The 18,254-nt window shown below is 68.1% G+C and carries 17 protein-coding genes; 12 read left to right on the top strand and 5 right to left on the bottom strand.

Features of this window, described 5'->3' with window-relative positions; translation table 11 throughout:
• Positions 1-909: 909 nt before the first annotated feature.
• Positions 910-1,473, top strand: a complete 564-nt coding sequence (locus ACZ7IB_RS33030; protein ID WP_470917613.1) for a hypothetical protein — start codon at positions 910-912, stop codon at positions 1,471-1,473.
• Positions 1,474-1,482: 9 nt separating this feature from the next.
• Here the strand turns inward: ACZ7IB_RS33030 and ACZ7IB_RS33025 are convergent, their stop codons facing one another.
• Together ACZ7IB_RS33025 and ACZ7IB_RS33020 are read right to left on the bottom strand one after the other, a co-directional pair.
• Entirely contained in the window at positions 1,483-1,860 is a 378-nt protein-coding gene (locus tag ACZ7IB_RS33025; RefSeq protein ID WP_470917690.1) for a transposase family protein, read from the bottom strand.
• 69 nt (positions 1,861-1,929) lie between these two features.
• On the bottom strand, positions 1,930-2,535 hold the full coding sequence (locus ACZ7IB_RS33020) for a hypothetical protein (RefSeq protein WP_470917611.1): 606 nt from the start codon (positions 2,533-2,535) through the stop codon (positions 1,930-1,932).
• 64 nt (positions 2,536-2,599) lie between these two features.
• Between ACZ7IB_RS33020 and ACZ7IB_RS33015 the strand changes: the two genes are divergently transcribed.
• Positions 2,600-2,743: a hypothetical protein gene (locus ACZ7IB_RS33015; protein WP_470917610.1), complete on the top strand. Its 144-nt coding sequence runs from the start codon at positions 2,600-2,602 to the stop codon at positions 2,741-2,743.
• Between the two features lie 242 nt (positions 2,744-2,985).
• Here the strand turns inward: ACZ7IB_RS33015 and ACZ7IB_RS33010 are convergent, their stop codons facing one another.
• Positions 2,986-3,234, bottom strand: coding sequence for a hypothetical protein (locus ACZ7IB_RS33010; RefSeq protein ID WP_470917608.1), 249 nt, complete (start codon positions 3,232-3,234; stop codon positions 2,986-2,988).
• 361 nt (positions 3,235-3,595) lie between these two features.
• Here ACZ7IB_RS33010 and ACZ7IB_RS33005 point away from each other — a divergent pair, with 361 nt between their 5' ends.
• Positions 3,596-3,997 carry a hypothetical protein gene (locus tag ACZ7IB_RS33005; RefSeq protein WP_470917606.1) on the top strand — a complete coding sequence of 134 codons (402 nt, stop codon included), beginning with the start codon at positions 3,596-3,598 and terminating at the stop codon, positions 3,995-3,997.
• 1 nt (position 3,998) lies between these two features.
• Here ACZ7IB_RS33005 and ACZ7IB_RS33000 read toward each other — a convergent pair whose 3' ends face one another.
• Positions 3,999-4,523 carry a GNAT family N-acetyltransferase gene (locus ACZ7IB_RS33000; protein ID WP_470917604.1) on the bottom strand — a complete coding sequence of 175 codons (525 nt, stop codon included), beginning with the start codon at positions 4,521-4,523 and terminating at the stop codon, positions 3,999-4,001.
• A gap of 69 nt (positions 4,524-4,592) precedes the next feature.
• On the bottom strand, positions 4,593-4,781 hold the full coding sequence (locus tag ACZ7IB_RS32995; RefSeq protein ID WP_470917602.1) for a hypothetical protein: 189 nt from the start codon (positions 4,779-4,781) through the stop codon (positions 4,593-4,595).
• A gap of 222 nt (positions 4,782-5,003) precedes the next feature.
• Here ACZ7IB_RS32995 and ACZ7IB_RS32990 point away from each other — a divergent pair, with 222 nt between their 5' ends.
• The 9 genes from ACZ7IB_RS32990 to ACZ7IB_RS32950 all read left to right on the top strand — a co-directional run bounded on the left by ACZ7IB_RS32990 (position 5,004) and on the right by ACZ7IB_RS32950 (position 18,140).
• Entirely contained in the window at positions 5,004-5,789 is a 786-nt protein-coding gene (locus ACZ7IB_RS32990) for a DeoR/GlpR family DNA-binding transcription regulator (protein ID WP_470917601.1), read from the top strand.
• 30 nt (positions 5,790-5,819) lie between these two features.
• Positions 5,820-6,479 carry an NUDIX domain-containing protein gene (locus tag ACZ7IB_RS32985; protein ID WP_470917599.1) on the top strand — a complete coding sequence of 220 codons (660 nt, stop codon included), beginning with the start codon at positions 5,820-5,822 and terminating at the stop codon, positions 6,477-6,479.
• 209 nt (positions 6,480-6,688) lie between these two features.
• On the top strand, positions 6,689-7,870 hold the full coding sequence (locus ACZ7IB_RS32980; RefSeq protein WP_401995822.1) for an ROK family transcriptional regulator: 1,182 nt from the start codon (positions 6,689-6,691) through the stop codon (positions 7,868-7,870).
• Positions 7,871-8,011: 141 nt separating this feature from the next.
• Positions 8,012-9,538, top strand: coding sequence for a sugar ABC transporter ATP-binding protein (locus ACZ7IB_RS32975; RefSeq protein ID WP_470917597.1), 1,527 nt, complete (start codon positions 8,012-8,014; stop codon positions 9,536-9,538).
• The gene (locus ACZ7IB_RS32970) at positions 9,535-10,584 is read left to right on the top strand and encodes an ABC transporter permease (RefSeq protein WP_266356074.1); all 1,050 of its coding nucleotides are present in this window, start codon (positions 9,535-9,537) and stop codon (positions 10,582-10,584) included. The genes ACZ7IB_RS32975 and ACZ7IB_RS32970 overlap by 4 nt, the downstream gene beginning before the upstream one ends.
• 100 nt (positions 10,585-10,684) lie before the next feature.
• On the top strand, positions 10,685-11,722 hold the full coding sequence (locus ACZ7IB_RS32965; protein WP_470917596.1) for a substrate-binding domain-containing protein: 1,038 nt from the start codon (positions 10,685-10,687) through the stop codon (positions 11,720-11,722).
• A gap of 68 nt (positions 11,723-11,790) precedes the next feature.
• A complete protein-coding gene (locus tag ACZ7IB_RS32960; RefSeq protein ID WP_470917594.1) occupies positions 11,791-13,032 on the top strand; it encodes a Gfo/Idh/MocA family protein in 1,242 nt (413 codons plus the stop codon).
• Positions 13,033-13,044: 12 nt separating this feature from the next.
• The gene (locus ACZ7IB_RS32955; protein WP_470917593.1) at positions 13,045-14,049 is read left to right on the top strand and encodes a sugar phosphate isomerase/epimerase family protein; all 1,005 of its coding nucleotides are present in this window, start codon (positions 13,045-13,047) and stop codon (positions 14,047-14,049) included.
• Positions 14,050-14,417: 368 nt separating this feature from the next.
• Positions 14,418-18,140: a ThuA domain-containing protein gene (locus ACZ7IB_RS32950; RefSeq protein WP_470917592.1), complete on the top strand. Its 3,723-nt coding sequence runs from the start codon at positions 14,418-14,420 to the stop codon at positions 18,138-18,140.
• Positions 18,141-18,254: the final 114 nt, after the last annotated feature.

Below are 18,254 nucleotides of genomic sequence, written 5' to 3'. Positions count from 1 at the left end.
ACTCCTCCCCCCCCCCCCCCTCCCCCCCCCCCCCCCCCCCCACCCCCCCCCCCCCCCCCCCCCCCCCCCCCCCCCCCCCACGACGCTGGCCGAGGTGAGGGCTATCTCGTAGGGCGTGGCTCGTTCGAGCGGGGGCGTGGATGGGGCGAGCGATCCGATGGACTTGACGGCCAGGATGACGGTGTCCGGATCGTCGAGGACGTCCTGCGCCCACCGGGTCACCGCACGACGTGTTGCTCGGGCGTCGTCGGGATGCGGTCGCGTAGAGAACGCGACTGCACGATCCGCATAGTAGACCGGAGAAGGCGCATACACGGTCTCGTGCCACCCACGCTCCGTGCTGCCCGTGCTCGCGGTGCGCCCGGGGATGGTGACCTGCTGTGGAGGGTCAAGCGCGTAGGCATCAGGACGGAATAGGTCTGGCGGGTGCAGCCCCGCTGCTTTGAGCTGGGCGACGTTGCGCAGCCCCTTCGGTAGGTGCGGGTACTGCTGCAGCAGGCTCCTCAAGATTTCGCTCGGTTGACCCTCCGGGCTCTCGACATACTCCGGCGCCCCGAAGCCGGCGGGGATAGCGCCGCACACCATGTGTTGCGCCCCTACCGGGCTGAAAGGAACGTCATCGAAATCTATGAACATGTAAGTCAGTTGACTCCATCATGGTGTGGTAGGCCATCGGCGAACCCATCCAACGGGCAGTTGCTGGTGCCCTCCAGTGAGCCTCCGCCAACTTGAAGTCGCAGGTCAAAGGGCTGGCGTGACGGTCTTCCTGGGTGCTCACGCTGGTCGTGGGTGGCAGTCTGCGGAGTAGATCGTCCGTCAGCTTGTCGCTTAACGTCTGGTGTCGAACACGACTGGAACTTGATCAGTGGACTGTAAGTGGCTTCGAGGGGTGCTGTGGATCTCGGCTCTGTGATCATCGCGGTGGCAGGTGTGGCCGGAACACTGGGGGGATCGTTCCTTACTCAACGTGCCTCTGAACGGGCAAAACGTCGGGAGATAGAGCTGGTTCGGGACCATGAAGAGGTCCGCGAGAACCTACTTCTCCGACGCACCTGCTATGTGGAGCTCAATCGGGATGCACGTCAGTTCACAACGGCGCTCAGCCAGTTTCTGCATGTCATGCAGGAACGTAGGGTTGAGGAGCCCGACCGGGCAGAACTCGATGAGGCAAAAAGAGCCCATCGCGACACGTATTCCCAAGCGCAGATGATCGTCCCTGACGACGTGCTCGTATCTGCGAGTGAGGTCAACAAAGCCCTGAACAGGGTATACGGCCAGGTCAAACGTCTTGAGCGAGAAGAGCCCGAACCTGGGGAGACGATGGCCGCTGCGTTCCGGGCTCAGGCGGAGCTCTGGGACCTGCTGCGGGCCCTGAGGACCGTGATGCGCCGTGACCTTGCGGTGGCCTCTGTGAGTGACGATGCGTCGGTGTATCTCCCTAACCAGCTGGCCGATCCTCGAAGCAGACGTTGAATCACAAGCTCAGCGGTTGACTTCGAGGTTCGTCAGGGCGAGCAGGGCGTGCAGGAGGTGGGTGGCGCGGGCGGGGTTGGTGCGGAGTTTGGTGAGGGTCCGCCAGTTCTTGAGGTGAGCGAAGCCGTGTTCGACCGGTGCGCGTCCGGTGGCGAGGATTCGGTCGGCGGTCTTCTGGCCGGGGGTGAGCTTGTGGGCCCGGGTGGCGGTGAAGCCGGTGACGATCACGGGGGCGCGTATGTCGTTGTCCAGGCCGCGGAAGCCGAGGTCCGCGAGAGCGCCGAGACCGGCGGCGCGCAGGTGGGCCAGGACATGGTCGTGGCGGGCGGCGGTGATGTCGTGGGTGCGACCGGGCCGGGGGTTCGCCTTGCCGGGGCGGCGCTGCAGCGCGCAGGAACCGGCTCTTCGGCACTTTCGGCTGCCGAAGAGCCAGCGCTACGGGGCCGTTGACGCTCCTCAGATGCGCTGTGCGGTCAGCCTCTTTCCATCTGCCCCAAGGACCAGAATGTTCCTGGCGGTACCGTCCCGGCCGTGATCGCCGTCCCACCACTCGACGAAACTCTGGGCAAGCGATTCAGATCCAGGATTTCCGGACCCTGCCGAGTAGTCCGTGCTCAACTCAACGTCATAGTCCTGTTCGGTCAGTTGGACTGTGGCCAGCATGCGGACGTGGTCGACTTGCTGCGCCTCACCCTTGGTGCGAGCCCAGGCACGGTACCGCTCCAGCATCTTTGCATCCGTGGTCCGCTTGGTCATGGGGCCGGTGGGCAACTGCTCAGGGGCGTTGGCGACGCCGTTGAGGCAACCTCGCACCCAGGAGCCACGATCCATCTCGGCGGCGCTGCCGGCCTGCAGGGCCCGGCGGGTACAGCCGCCCCATACGGTCTCGCGCACGGCCGCCCCCTTGCCCGAGGAGTCGTAGACGGCCTTGCCCGCGGTGTATCCGGCACGGTAGGCAGCAACGTACTCAGGTACGGCAGACGAGCGGGACTCGGGCGCAGGGCCGTCGAAGGGCTTACCGCTGCCGCAACCGACTAGGCCGATTAACGCGGCGGCAGTCATACCGAGTACACGGCCTGAGCGATGATTCATTACTCCCCCTGGGTGCGGACTGTTACCCAATGAGATGGCATGGCGGGCTCATAGGTCGCACCGGGTCGCTCACCTCAAGAATTGGTGGACCCTCACCAAACTTCGCACCGACCCCGCCCGCGCCACCCACCTCCTGCGCGCTCTGCTCGTCCTGACGAACCTCGAAGTCAACCGCTGACAAACGATCTACGCCGCAGACTGCCGCCCACGACCAGGGTGAGCACCCCGAGAGCTGGTCATACCAGCCATTTGACCTGCGACTTCAAGTTGACGGAGGCTCAGTGAACCGCGCACGTTGCGGAGCATCGCGCTGTCCGCTGGGGGCAGCGGTAGTTTGCCACGGTACGCGGCGTGCCTTCCTCGCCTGTTCTGGTGGCGGGGACCGAGTAGACAGGACTTGATTCCAGCCGGGCTGAGACTTCACCGCTTCTGCGGGCCTTCGGCATCCCTACGGCTCGATACCGCGACTCGCGCGATCACGGACAAGGCCAGCTCACGATCCTCGCGAACGACAAGCCAACCCTTGTCAAGGAGCGATTGCAGCAGTGGGCGGACCTCTGCTCCTAGCTCCTCAGCCAGGTCGTCATCCGTGGGGGAATGGCCAGCGTGAACGAAGCCGGCGAGATGGAAGACGACGGCCTCCTCCTCCGAGGTGATGTTGAAGTCCATGAGGTGAAGGTATGCGAGCCCCTTGGCCGCAGCACGCCGGCGGCCCTACGGCAGGGAAGCACGCATGGTCATCCTGCTCACGCGACAAGCCTTGGTGCGGCATGATCTATAGCCGAACTACCGGCGACACAGAGGGACATGGCCATGAAGGAACCTGCGCAGGGACAGGGTCGGAGGAGCTAGGCCATGGACCACCCATCTTGGCCCCTCGTCATCTTCGGCGCTGGTGGGACGGTGCTTCCGGTGCTGGTGACGCTGGTGACTCGCTTCCTCCTCAGGAAGAGGACACTCGACGCCTCGCTTAGGCGGGTAATGCTGCAAGGAAGGTTCTCAGACATTCCTCGGCCGAAGGACGGGCACCATGGCTGAGGGAAACAGCACGGCCGCAGGCACAGGGAAGAAGCGCAAGCCAGTCATCACAGCGGCCGATGTCAGCGGGGCAAGCATCGCCACACTCATGGTCTCGGTCGGCGTCTCGCTCGGAACCAACACCTGGCCCGGAAAGATCTGCACCTGGTCGTCACCCTGGCTGGTCCTCATCCTGCCCTGGCTGATCGGCGTACTGATCGACGCTGCCGACGCCAAGCTGAAGTACTGGCAGTACAAGGTGCGCCGGAAGCAACTACTTCAGCTCGCCGAGAGCACGAAGAACCCGGCACAGAAGAAGAAGCTGCTGGAACTCGCGCACGCGGCTGACATGGAGCACGCCGAACGCATCTTGGAAAGCATGCGAGGAGTTGCCGCCGAAACGGCCGAGCCTTAGCTTAGTCGCCGAGGACCCGCTCCCACAGCAGCCCGTCCCGCCAGCTCCCGTCGAGAAAGATCGAGGAGTGCCCGCCGTACGGGCTGAACCCGTTGCGGCGCAGCACCCGCTGCGACGGCAGATTCTCCAGATTGGTGGACGCCTCGGCGCGGTGCAACCCGAGTTCGTCCCTCATCACCCGGAGTACAAGCCCGACGGCGTGCCCGGCGTGCCCTTGATTCTGGGCGACGCTGGCGATCCAGTATCCGATGGAGCCGCGGCGCAGGTGCGGCTGCGGCAGGATGCCTCCGACGGTGACCTGCCCGATCACCTGGTCGTCGGCGAGCACCACGCCCGGCCAGACCGCGCCGGCCCGGTATCCGGCCAGCAGGCTGTCGATCCGCTCCGCCTGGCCCTCCGGGGTGAAGAAGTCGGCCGGCTGGGCCGGTTCCCACGGCCGGAAAGCCTCGAAGTCCCGCACCCGATGCGCGGTGATCGGGGCGGCGTCGGTGGGCTCGATCAGGCGGATCCTGGTGCTGCTGCGCATGGCTGATCCTCGTCGCGGTGCGCCGGATGAGACGGCCGGCCTATGCGAGGGTGCCCGCGCCGCCGCATCCTACGCCCGCCGGAGGATCGAGTCGATCGCGCAGCTCGTGTTCTCGCCGAACAAGTCCAGGTACCGGGTGTCGAGCTGGTACTGATGCGGGCTGCTCCGGAGGAACTCCCGGAGGGTAACCCGCTTCGCCAGGCTGTCCTCGACCAGTAGGTAGTCACCGGCGGCGCCAAGCCGAACGTATGCATCCACCCGGCACCGTGCACGGCCACCACCACTCGAACGATCTGCCGGACTGCTCGTCCTGCCGAACCGCTCTTAGCCTACGGATTAGACCGAACGGCGTCGTGAGGGAAGGGTCTGGGCTTTGAACCCAGGCCCTTTTCCGCGTTCCGCGCCGTCCTGGTTCCTGGAACCGCCCAGTTTTCTCACACCCACATGTTCAATCGAACATCGATGTGTTAGAAATGAGTCATGGGTGTCGCCAATCGTCTGGACCTGACCCTGCGATTGGTGCAGGGCTCCGACCGGGTTTCCGTGTCGGAGCTCTCCCATCGCCTGGGGGTCTCCGAAATGACCGTCCGCCGGGATCTCGACGCACTGGAGCGGCAGGGGCTGGTGCGCAGGGTGCACGGCGGTGCGGTCGCCACGCGTGCGCGGGAGGAGGGCGCGGGCTTCTCCGCCCGTGAGCCGTGGCAGGCCGCGACGAAGGACCGGCTCGGTGCGGCCGTGGCCGCGATGGTGGAGCCGGGATCGCGGGTTCTTCTCGACGCGGGCACCACCACCGTGCACGTCGCCGAGCACCTGGCCGAACGGGCGCCCCTGACGGTGGCGGTGCTCAGTCTTCAGGCCGCGGTCCGCCTGGCGGACCGGCCCGGGATCGAGCTGCTGATCGTCGGCGGCCGGTCCCGCCCCGGTGAACAGTCGCTGGTCGGCCCGCTGGCCCTGCGTACCGTCGAGGCCCTGGCCTTCGACTGCTTCGTACTGTCCATCGGCGGTGTGCACGCCGAGTACGGCTGGTCGGAGTTCTCACTGGACGACGCGGCCGTCAAGCAGGCCGCGCTCGCGCAATCGGACCGGACCATCGCCGTTGCCGACGCGACCAAACTCGGGGTGCGCGCGTTCAGTCAGGTCGCCGCCGTGGGCGCGGTGGACGTGTTCGTCACCGACAGCGCGGCACAGGACGCCGCCACCCACCCCAATGGCCCGCTGACGCTGTCCGCCCTGCGTGATGCGGGCGTCCACACCGTCCTGGCCTGAGAACCGGATCCACCGCGAGGAGCGCACATCATGACCGCAGGCCTGGACACCCCCGACCGCCGCGGTCGCACCGGTCTCGACCGGCACGGCCGCGACCTGACCGGCAATCCGCGGGTGCGCATCAGTGATGTGGAGGTACTGTCCTGCGACTGGTACGTCCTGCGCAGGACGACCTTCGACTATCAGCACAGTGACGGCCATTGGAGCAGGGAACAGCGCGAGACCTACGACCGGGGTGACGGCGCCACGATTCTGCTCTACCATCCCGGTCGTCGCACCGTTCTGCTGACCCGTCAGTTCCGGTTGCCCGCCTACGTCAACGGGCACCACGACGGGATGCTGATCGAGACCGCTGCCGGGCTGCTCGACGGCGACAGCCCGGAGGAGGCCATCCGCAGGGAAGCGGCCGAGGAGACCGGGCACCTCGTCGGCACGCCCGAGCGCGTCTTCGACGTCTACATGAGCCCCGGCTCGGTCACCGAACGCCTGCACTTCTTCGCCGCTCCCTACCATTCGGCGGTTGACACCGCCGGCGTGCACGGGGTCGCGGCCGAGGGCGAGGACATCGAGACCGTGGAACTCCCCTTCGAGGAGGCGCTCGCCATGGTCCGCGGCGGGTCCATCGCCGACGCCAAGACCATCATGCTGCTCCAGTGGGCCGCCCTGGACGGCCCGTTCCGGCACCGCTGACCTCCGACCCGACCCGCCCCGGTACACGCCACGAACGTCACCTGCGCCGGTGGCCGGACCATGACCCGGCCGAACGGCTTTGTCCTCGGTGTGGAGAAAGTTGTAGTGGATTCCTGCGCAACTTCTTCCCACTCCCGGCAACCGCTGCTACGTTCCCCTCGAAAGCCCGACGGACAGGCCGATGTGGCGGGGAGGGGCGCGTGAGACGTATGACGGCACGACCCGCGAATGCGCATCAGGCGCGACTGCTCCGGCTGTTGCGCGACGACGGACCCAACTCACGGGCACAGCTGGGGGATCAGGTCGATCTCTCCCGCTCCAAGCTCGCCGTCGAGGTCGACAGGCTGCTGGAGACCGGACTCGTCGTGGCCGACGGACTCGCCGCATCCCGCGGAGGACGTCGCTCGCACAACATCCGGCTCGCCCCGCAGCTGCGCTTCCTCGGCGTCGACATCGGTGCCACATCTGTCGATGTGGCCGTCACCAACGCCGAGTTGGAGGTCCTGGGTCACCTCAACCACCCCATGGACGTACGCGAAGGGCCCGTCGCCATCTTCGAGCAGGTGCTGTCCATGGCGGCCAAGCTCCGGGCCTCCGGGCTCGCCGAAGGATTCGACGGCGCGGGCATCGGCGTACCCGGACCGGTCCGCTTCCCCGAAGGGGTTCCGGTCGCACCGCCGATCATGCCCGGCTGGGACGGCTTCCCGGTCCGCGAGGCGCTCAGCCAGGAACTGGGCTGCCCCGTCATGGTCGACAACGATGTGAACCTGATGGCGATGGGGGAGCAGCACGCGGGTGTTGCGCGCTCCGTGGGCGACTTCCTCTGCGTCAAGATCGGTACGGGTATCGGCTGCGGCATCGTCGTCGGCGGCGAGGTCCACCGCGGTACCACGGGCAGCGCCGGAGACATCGGCCACATCCAGGTCGAACCCGAAGGACGCGCCTGCGCCTGCGGCAACCGGGGCTGCCTGGAAGCCCACTTCAGTGGTGCCGCGCTCGCCCGTGACGCCGAGGACGCGGCGCGCGCCGGGCAGTCGGCGGAACTCGCGGGCCGGCTGGAGGCGGCCGGAAGGCTCACCGCCGCCGATGTGGCCGCCGCCGCGGCCGCCGGTGACGCGACCTCGCTCGACCTGATCCGCGAAGGCGGCAACCGGGTCGGCCAGGTCATCGCGGGACTCGTCAGCTTCTTCAATCCCGGACTGGTGGTGATCGGCGGCGGTGTGACCGGCCTCGGTCACACGCTCCTCGCCAGCGTCCGGACCCAGGTCTACCGGCAGTCGCTGCCGCTGGCCACCGGCAATCTTCCCATCGTGCTGGGCGAGTTGGGACCGGCCGCCGGAGTGATCGGCGCCGCCCGCCTCATCAGCGACCACCTGTTCTCACCGGCCTGACCCTCGGGCCGGCAGCACATCGGCACGGTCCGGAAACACCCGCACCACCGCACCTGGTACAGCCCTGCCCGCTCACCGGCCTTCCCCTAGCTCTCGGCTGCGCTCGAGCAGGGGAGACCCCACTCGCCGAGGGGATTTGTCATGGCACCGGAACCACCCCTGCTCACCATGGACGGCATCACCAAGTCGTTCCCCGGAGTACGCGCCCTCGACGGCGTGGACCTGGAGGTCCAGGCCGGCGAAGTCCACTGTCTCCTCGGGCAGAACGGCGCCGGCAAGTCCACCCTCATCAAGGTGCTCGCCGGGGCCCATCAGCCCGACGGCGGCGAGATCACCTGGCGCGGTGAACCGGCCGCGCTCAAGTCGCCCATCGCCGCGATGCGCCTGGGCATCGCCACCATCTACCAGGAACTCGACCTGGTCGAGGGCCTGTCGGTCGCCGAGAACGTCTTCCTCGGCCATGAACCCACCACCGCCCGCTTCGTCGTCCGCACCCGCGAGGGCCGCACCGCGGCCGCCGCACTGCTGAAGCGTCTCGGTCACCCGGAGATCGACCCGGGCAGGGCGGTCGGCGAACTGTCCGCCGCCCAGCAGCAGATCGTCTCCATGGCGCGGGCGCTCTCCCACGACGTACGGCTCATCGTGATGGACGAGCCGTCCGCCGCACTCGACCCCGACGAGGTCGACAACCTCTTCCGTATCGTCGCCGCCCTCACCGCCGACGGGGTCGCCGTCGTCTACATCTCGCACCGCCTGGAGGAGATCCGCCGGATCGGCGACCGGGTGACCGTGCTCAAGGACGGCCGGGCCGTCGCCGTGGGGCTGCCCGCCAAGTCCACACCGACACGAGACATCGTTGCCATGATGACCGGCCGCAATGTCGAGTACGTCTTCCCGCCGCGCACCACGGGCAGCGCGGGAGCGACAGTGGCGGAGCCGGTACTGAAGGTCGAAGGACTGGCCAGGAAGGGCGAATTCGACCCGTTGGACCTCGAGCTGAGGCCCGGCGAGATCGTCGGCCTGGCCGGACTCGTCGGATCGGGGCGCTCCGAGATCCTGGAGACCGTCTACGGCGCCCGCAAGCCCAGCGCCGGACGGGTCACCGTGGCCGGCAGACAGCTCCGGCCCGGCAGCGTCCGCGCGGCCGTCGCCGCAGGCATCGGCCTCGCCCCCGAGGAACGCAAGGCGCAGGCCCTGCTGATGCTCGAATCCGTCACCCGCAATGTCTCCGTCTCCTCCATGTCCCGCTTCTCCAGAGCAGGCTGGCTCGACCGGGGGGCCGAGCGACGGGCGGCCCGCACCGCAACCCGCGAGCTCTCCCTGCGCCCCGACAACCCGGACACCCCTGTCCGCACGCTCTCCGGCGGCAATCAGCAGAAAGCCGTCCTGGCCCGCTGGCTGCTGCGCGGCTGCCGGGTGCTGCTGCTCGACGAACCGACCCGCGGTGTCGACGTCGGCGCCCGCGCCGAGCTCTACGCCGTGATCCGCCGGCTGGCCGACGAAGGCCTCGCCGTGCTGCTCGTCTCCAGCGAGGTGCCCGAAGTGCTGGGCCTCGCCGACCGGGTGCTGGTGCTCCGCGAGGGCCGCGTCGTGCATGCGGCGGACGCCCGGGAGCTCGACGAGCACCGCGTACTCGACCTCGTGATGGAAGGGAGCCCGACGTCATGACGCAGCCCGTTTCCTCGGCGCAGCAGGGCGGGCCGGACAAGGGGGCCGCCCCCGCCCCGGTCGCCGAACCCCGTAAGAAGGACGGACCTTCGCGCACCTTCGGCCTGCGCGCGGACGTCCGTAACCTCTCGCTCCTCGGCGTTCTCGCCGTACTTGTCGCCGTCGGCGGATTCACCGAGCCCGATGCCTTCCTGGACACCGGGAACCTTCAGCTGATCCTGACCCAGTCGTCCGTCATCGGCGTCGTCACCGTCGGGATGACCTTCGTCATCACCAGCGGCGGCATCGACCTGTCGGTCGGTGCGATGGTCGCGCTCGCCTCCGTCTGGGCGACCACGCTCGCCACCCAGGAGTACGGCTTCGCAGGGATTCTGTTCACCGCCGTGATCGTGGGACTCGGCGCCGGGCTGGTGAACGGGGTGCTCATCGCGTACGGCCGGATGGTGCCCTTCATCGCGACGCTGGCCATGCTCGCCTCGGCCCGCGGGCTCGCCCTCCAGATCACCGACGGCAAGACCCAGATCGTCACCGTCAAGTCGGTCCTCGACCTGGGCCTGCCCGACTCGTACGTCCTCGGCATCCCGCCCCTGGTCATGATGTTCGCCGCGGTGACCGTCATCGGCTGGCTGGTGCTGAACCGCACGACCTTCGGACGGCGTACGGTCGCGGTCGGCGGCAACGCGGAAGCGGCCAGGCTGGCCGGTATCGACGTACGACGGCAGCGGCTCTACCTCTATCTGCTCTCCGGGCTGTGCTGCGGCATCGCCGCCTTCATGCTGATCATCCTCTCCGGCTCGGGACAGAACACCAACGGCAATCTGTACGAGCTCGACGCCATCGCCGCCGCGATCATCGGCGGCACCCTGCTCAGCGGCGGACGCGGCACCATCGTCGGCTCCGTGCTCGGTGTCCTCGTCTTCACCACCATCACCAACATCTTCGCTCTCAACAATCTGCAGAGCGACGTCCAGCAGATCGCCAAGGGCGCGATCATCGTCGCCGCCGTCCTGGTCCAGCGCCGCACATCGGCGCACGGGGAGACCTGAGCCCCCGGGCGCACTCCCGGCAGCTCCGCTTCTCCATCCCACCCACCGCCCCGAATGCCATATGTGACATGTCGCGCACCGGATGAAGGGTTTGACAGCCATGCCAGAAACCAGCCGCAGAGGACTGCTCTTCGGCACCGCAGCCGTCTCCGCGGGCGCCCTCCTCACCGCCTGTACCAGCAACGAGCCCAAGAAGTCGGAGACGGCGCAGAGCAATCAGCCCGCCGCCGACGACAAGCCCGGCAAGCCCGTCACCATCGGCTTCGCGGGCCCGCAGGCCGACCACGGCTGGCTCAACGCCATCAACGAGAACGCCAAGTCGCGGGCGGCGAAGTACTCCGAAGTGACTCTGGAGATCACCGAGGGCTCCAACGACACCGCCGCCCAGATCGGCCAGGTCAAGACCCTCATCAACAAGAAGGTCGACGTCCTCGTCATCCTCCCCGCCGACGGCAAGGCGCTCACCCAGGTCGGTCTGGAAGCGATGAAGGCGGGCATCCCCGTCGTCAACCTGGACCGGATCTTCGCCTCGCCGCAGGCGTACCGCTGCTGGGTCGGCGGCGACAACTACGGCATGGGCCTCAACGCCGGTATGTACATCGGCGAGCAGCTCAAGGACAAGGCGAACGCCAAGGTCGTCGAGCTGGCCGGCATCGACAACCTGGAGCTCACCAAGCAGCGCAGCCAGGGTTTCGCCGACGCGCTGAAGAACTACCCCAACATCAAACTGGTGGCCCGTCAGGCCGCCGATTTCACCGTCGAGTCGGGCCAGGCGAAGATGGCCCAACTCCTGCAGGCACAGAAGAAGTTCGACGCCCTGTGGAACCACGACGACGACCAGGGTGTGGGCGCGCTGCGAGCCATCCAGCAGGCGGGCCGCGACGAGTTCCTGATGGTCGGCGGCGCCGGTGCCAAGTCCGCGATGGATGCCATCAAGGCCGACAACAGCGTGCTGAAGGCCACTGTTCTCTACCCGCCGTCGATGGCCGCGTCCGCCATCGACCTGGCCCGCGCCCTCGGACAGGGTAAGGGCATCGGCGGCCTGGCCGAACTGGAGATCCCGACCAGTCTCACCCTCTACTCGGCCGTGGTCACCAAGGAGAACATCGACCAGTACCTGCCGACGGGCTTCAGCTGATCCGCCCCGCAGGAGGGTGCTGACCCTCCTGCCGCACCCATCGAACGACCGACGAGGAGGAAGCCCGGATGGCCCGTAGGGAAGAGACGGATCAGGAGGCCGCAGCGCCGCCGCCGACGTATCGGCCGATGACGAGTGCGCCGACGCTCGGAGTCGGCATGGTCGGATACGCGTTCATGGGCGCCGCCCACTCGCAGGGGTGGCGCACCGCCGGACACGTCTTCGAGCTGCCGATGAAACCGGCTCTCGCCGCGATCTGCGGACGCGACCGGGCAGCGGTCGAGGCGGCGGCCGCCCGGCACGGCTGGGCGGCGGCGGAGACCGACTGGCGGGCCCTGATCGCCCGGGACGATGTGCAGCTCGTCGACATCTGCACCCCCGGCGACAGCCATGCCGAGATCGCCATCGCCGCCCTGGAGGCGGGCAAACACGTGCTGTGTGAGAAGCCGCTCGCCAACACGGTCGCCGAGGCCGAGGCCATGACCGAGGCGGCGGAGCGCGCGGCGGCCCGCGGCCAGGTGGCGATGGTGGGCTTCAACTACCGCAAGGTGCCCGCTATCACGTACGCCCGGCACCTGATCGCCGAGGGGAGGATCGGCACCCTGAGGCATGTCCGCGCCACCTACCTCCAGGACTGGCTCGTCGACCCCGATTCCCCGCTCACCTGGCGGCTGAAGCGGGAGCGGGCCGGCTCGGGAGCGCTCGGTGACCTGGGGGCGCACATCGTCGACCTGGCCCAGTATCTGGCGGGGGAGCTGCTGGTCGGGGTGTCGGCGGTCAGTGAGACGTTCGTGACGCAGCGGCCGCTGCTCGACGGTCCGTCGGCCGGGCTCTCCGGCGCCGCGGACTCGGCCGCGCGAGGAGCGGTGACCGTCGACGACGCGGCCCTGTTCACCGGCCGGCTCGCCTCCGGGGCGCTGGCCTCGTTCGAGACGACCCGGATGGCGGCCGGTCGGAAGAACGCGCTGCGGCTGGAGATCAACGGGGAGCGTGGCTCGCTCGCCTTCGATCTGGAACGGCTCAACGAGCTGTCCTTCCACGACCACACAGAACCCGCCACCACGGCAGGGTTCCGGCGCATCCTCGTCACCGAACCCCAACACCCCTACCTGGAGGCGTGGTGGCCGCCGGGCCACGCCCTGGGCTACGAGCACACCTTCATCCACCAGGCCCGTGACCTGGTGCGGACGATCGCCGAAGGGACCGCTCCCGCACCGTCGTTCGCCGACGGACTGCAGGTGCAGCGGGTGCTCGCAGCGGTGGAGGAGAGCGCCGAGAAGAACTCCGTACACACCCCCGTAGTTCTCTAGGAGGTCCTGCGCATGCCCCGTCCCTTCACACTCTTCACCGGCCAGTGGGCCGACCTGCCGCTGGAGGAGGTCTGCCGGCTCGCCCGGGACTTCGGATACGACGGGCTCGAACTCGCCTGCTGGGGCGACCATTTCGAGGTCGACAAGGCTCTGGCCGACCCCGGCTATCTGGACGGGCGGCGGCAGCTGCTCGACACGTACGGACTGAAGTGCTGGGCGATCTCCAACCACCTCGTCGGCCAGGCCGTCTGCGACAACCCGATCGATGAACGGCACCAGGGGATCCTGCCGGCACGGATCTGGGGCGACGGTGAACCCGAAGGGGTGCGCCAACGGGCCGCCGAGGAGATCAAGAACACCGCCCGTGCGGCCGCCGCCTTCGGGGTGCGTACCGTCATCGGCTTCACCGGCTCCTCGATCTGGCACCTGGTCGCGATGTTCCCGCCCGTCCCGCCGCAGATGATCGAGCGGGGTTACGAGGACTTCGCCGAGCGCTGGAACCCGATCCTGGACGTCTTCGACGCGGAGGGCGTGCGGTTCGCCCACGAGGTGCACCCCAGCGAGATCGCGTACGACTACTGGACCACGCACCGCGCTCTGGAGGCCGTCGGCCACCGAGCCGCGTTCGGGCTGAACTTCGATCCCAGCCACTTCGTCTGGCAGGACCTCGACCCGGTCAACTTCCTGTACGACTTCCGGGACCGGATCTACCACGTGGACTGCAAGGAGGCCCGCAGGCGGATGGACGGCCGCAATGGGCGCCTCGGCTCCCATCTGCCGTGGGGCGACCCGCGGCGGGGCTGGGACTTCGTGTCCGCCGGGCATGGTGATGTGCCGTGGGAGGACGTCTTCCGGATGCTCCGGTCCATCGAGTACGAGGGGCCGATCTCCGTCGAGTGGGAGGACGCGGGGATGGACCGGCTGGCGGGTGCGCCGGAAGCGCTTGCCACGCTGAAGCGGTATGACTTCGAGCCGCCGTCGGCGTCGTTCGACGCGGCGTTCGGGGGCGGGGACTGACGGGTCCTTCCGGGGGCGCTGCCCCCGGGCCTCCGCTCCTCGATCGCCGAAAACCAAGCCCGTCCGGCGATTGAAGGGTCCGGGGCGGAGCCCCGGTCCGGGAAGCGGCGGGGCAGGGGTGCGCCCGCCGCCACCCCGCGCTCACCCTTGCCCTCACCCCGCTTTGTCCTGATGCAGGAAGAAGTTCAACAAGACCGCTGCGTAAGGGCTTTCCGTCCCGGACGAACAGGTCTACCGTCCCCAACGTGTTCATGACATGACCCGGGTCACCGGCGCCCCACAGGCCCCGCATGACCTGCGCGGCAGTCCCCGCGCAGAACGGCACGGCAGCACCCGCCCGTACAACCGGCACTCTCCGGAGGACACTCGTGCACAGAACCAGAAGCAGGAGCAGAACGCGGCTCCGCGTCCGTAAATCCCTCGCGCTGCTCACCGGTGGACTGCTCGCGGCGGCCACCCTCGCCCTGGGCGCCTCGCCCGGAGCGGCCGCAGCAGGACCGTCCTCGCCGGCCGCCGTCGACGCGGCGGCCGAGGACTTCCAGCAGGTCACCCTCGCCAAGGGCGCGGCCGAGACCGGCGAGCCCATGTCGCTGGCCGTGCTCCCCGACCGCAGCGTGCTGCACACCTCGCGCAACGGCGAGCTGCGGATCACCGACAGCGCCGGCAACACCAGGATCTCCGGTGTCCTCCCCGTCTACTCGCATGACGAGGAAGGCCTCCAGGGCGTCGGCATCGACCCCAAGTTCAGTGAGAACCGGGCGATCTACCTCTTCTACGCGCCCCCGCTGGACACCCCTGCGGGCGACGCCCCCGAGACCGGGACCGCCGCCGACTTCGCCAAGTTCGACGGAGTGAACCGGCTTTCCCGCTTCGTCCTCAAGGAGGACGGCACCCTCGACCTGGCCAGCGAGAAGAAGGTCCTCGACGTCAAGACGTCGCGCGGCATCTGCTGCCACGTCGGCGGCGACATCGACTTCGACGCCCAGGGCAACCTGTATCTGTCCACCGGCGACGACTCCAACCCGTTCGCCTCCGACGGCTACACCCCCATCGACCAGCGCCCCGACCGCAACCCGGCGTTCGACGCCCGGCGCACCTCGGGCAACACCAACGACCTGCGCGGCAAGATCCTGAGGATCAAGGTCGCCGACGACGGTTCGTACACCATTCCGGACGGCAACCTCTTCGCGCCGGGTACGGACAAGACCCGCCCCGAGATCTACGCGATGGGCTTCCGCAACCCGTTCCGCTTCAGCGTCGACAAGGCCACCGGCATTGTGTACGTCGGTGACTACGGCCCCGACGCGGGCGCGGCCGACCCCAAGCGCGGACCGTCCGGACAGGTCGAGTTCGCCCGGGTCACCAAGCCGGGCAACTTCGGCTGGCCGTTCTGCACGGGCAACAACGACGCCTACGTCGACTACGACTTCGCGACGAAGACCTCCGGCGCCGCCTTCGACTGCGCAGCCCCGAAGAACACTTCGCCGCACAACACCGGTCTGGTCGACCTGCCCGCGGCACAGCCCGCCTGGATTCCGTACGACGGCGGCTCCGTGCCCGAGTTCGGTACCGGATCGGAGTCCCCGATGGGCGGCCCGGTCTACCACTACGACCCCAACCTCGACTCCCCGGTGAAGTTCCCCGAGGCGTACGACGGGGACTTCTTCGCCGGAGAGTTCGGCCGGCGCTGGATCAAGCGCATCGAGCAGGACGACAACGGCACGGTCAAGTCCATCAACAACATCCCCTGGTCAGGCACCCAGGTAATGGACATGGCCTTCGGCCCCGACGGGGCGCTGTACGTCCTGGACTACGGCCTGTCCTGGTTCGGCGGCGACGAGAACTCCGCGCTCTACCGCATCGAGAACGCCACCGGTGGCCGTTCACCCGTCGCCGAGGCAGCGGTCAACAAGACATCCGGCACCGCACCGCTGAAGGTGCAGTTCTCCTCCGCGGGCACCACGGACGGTGACGGCGACGCGCTCACGTACGCCTGGGACTTCGGCGACGGCGGAACCTCCACGGCCGCCAACCCGACGTACACGTACAAGAAGAACGGCACCTACACCGCCACCGTCACCGCCAAGGACCCCACCGGACGCACCGGCGCGGCAAGCGTCCATGTGACCGTGGGCAACACGGCACCCAAGGTGAACCTGGAACTCCCCGGTGACGGGCAGCTGTTCGACTTCGGGGACGAAATCCCGTTCAAGGTGACCGTCACCGATCCCGAGGACGGCACGATCGACTGCTCCAAGGTCGAGGTGCGCTTCGTCCTCGGCCACGACAGCCACGGACACCCCATCACCACCGTCAACGGGTGCTCCGGCACGATCAAGACCGCGATCGACGGCGGACACGACCCGAACGCCAACATCTTCGGAGTCATCGACGCCTCCTACACCGACAACGGAGGCGGCGGCCAGGCCGCGCTGTCCGGGCACGACCAGTCGCAGCTCCAGCCCCGCCACCGGCAGGCCGAGCACTTCACCTCGTCGTCCGGCATCAAGACGTACGACAAGGCGGCCGCCCACGGCGGGAAGACCGTCGGCGACATCAACAACGACGACTGGATCGCCTTCAAGCCGTACATCCTCGACGGAACAACCAAGCTCACCGCCCGGATCTCGTCCGGCGGCGCGGGCGGCTTCCTCGAGGTACGGTCCGGATCGGCCAACGGCACGATCCTCGGCTCCGCACCGGTGCCGGTGACCGGCGGCTGGGAGACCTTCCAGGACATCGACGTACCGCTGCGCGGCGTTCCCAAGAAGGCCACCGAACTCTTCCTCGTCTTCAAGGGAGGCGCCGGAGCGTTGTACGACGTCGACGACTTCCAGCTCTCCAACAGCGCCCCCGACCGGACCGCCAAGCGGGTCCTGGTCTTCTCGAAGACGGCCGGTTTCCGACACGATGCGATTCCCGAGGGCATCGCCGCGCTGAAGGAACTCGGCAAGGACAGCAACATCACCGTCGACGCGACCGAGGAGGCCGGCCAGTTCACGACCAGCAACCTGGCACGGTACGACGCCGTCGTCTTCCTCTCGACAACCGGTGACGTGCTCAACGCCGAGCAGCAGAAGGCGTTCGAGAACTATGTGACCACCGGTGGCGGCTACATGGGCGTGCACGCGGCGGCGGACACCGAGTACGACTGGCCGTTCTACGGGGAGCTCGTCGGTGCGTACTTCGCCGGACACCCCGCCATCCAGCCCGTCACCGTTCGCGTCGAGGACCACAAGCACCCCGCGACCGCGCACCTCGACGACGCCTGGAACCGGACCGACGAGCTGTACAACTACCGCACCAACCCGCGCGGGAAGGTGAAGGTGCTCGCCACACTCGACGAGACGACCTACACCGGCGGCACCATGAAGGGCGACCACCCGATCACCTGGTGCCAGAGCTACCAGGGCGGCCGCTCCTTCTACACCGGCCTCGGCCACACCAAGGAGTCCTACGCCGAAACGGACTTCCGCGGGCTTCTTCTCGGCGGCCTGCGGTACGCGGCCGGACAGGTGAAGGCCGACTGCAAGCCCGGCACCGGCTACCGGTCGATCTTCAACGGCGAGACGCTCGAAGGCTGGAAGCAGGCCGGCCCCGGAAAGTTCAACGTCGTCGACGGTGAACTGCGCTCCGAGGGCGGCATGGGCCTGCTCACCTACCAGGCCAAGGAGCTCGGGTCGTACTCGCTCAAGCTCGACTGGAAGATGGAGGGCGACGACAACTCCGGTGTCTTCGTCGGCTTCCCGGAGTCCGACGACCCCTGGTCCGCGGTGAACAACGGCTACGAGGTCCAGATCGACGCCACCGACGCGCCCGACCGCACCACGGGTTCCGTCTACACCTTCAAGGCGGCGGACATCAAGGCCCGTGACCAGGTCCTGCGGCCGCCCGGCCAGTGGAACAGTTACGAGATCAAGGTCCAGGGCGAACGTCTCCAGGTCTTCCTCAACGGAGTGAAGATCAACGACTTCACCAACACCGATCCGGTACGGAGCCTGAAGGACGGCTACATCGGCATCCAGAACCACGGTGCCAATGACCATGTGTCCTTCCGCAACATCCAGTTGAAGGAACTGCCCTCGGCGTAGGGCGCACTCCGGCCGGCGGCGGGCGGGGAAGGACAACCTCCCCGCCCGCCGTCACCACCCGATCCCGACCCTCGTCGCACAGCGCCACTTGCTCTGCCCAGCCAGGACCCCCAG

Source organism: Streptomyces sp. NPDC037301, from assembly GCF_055602785.1.
This window is presented reverse-complemented; position numbering and strand designations above follow the sequence as displayed.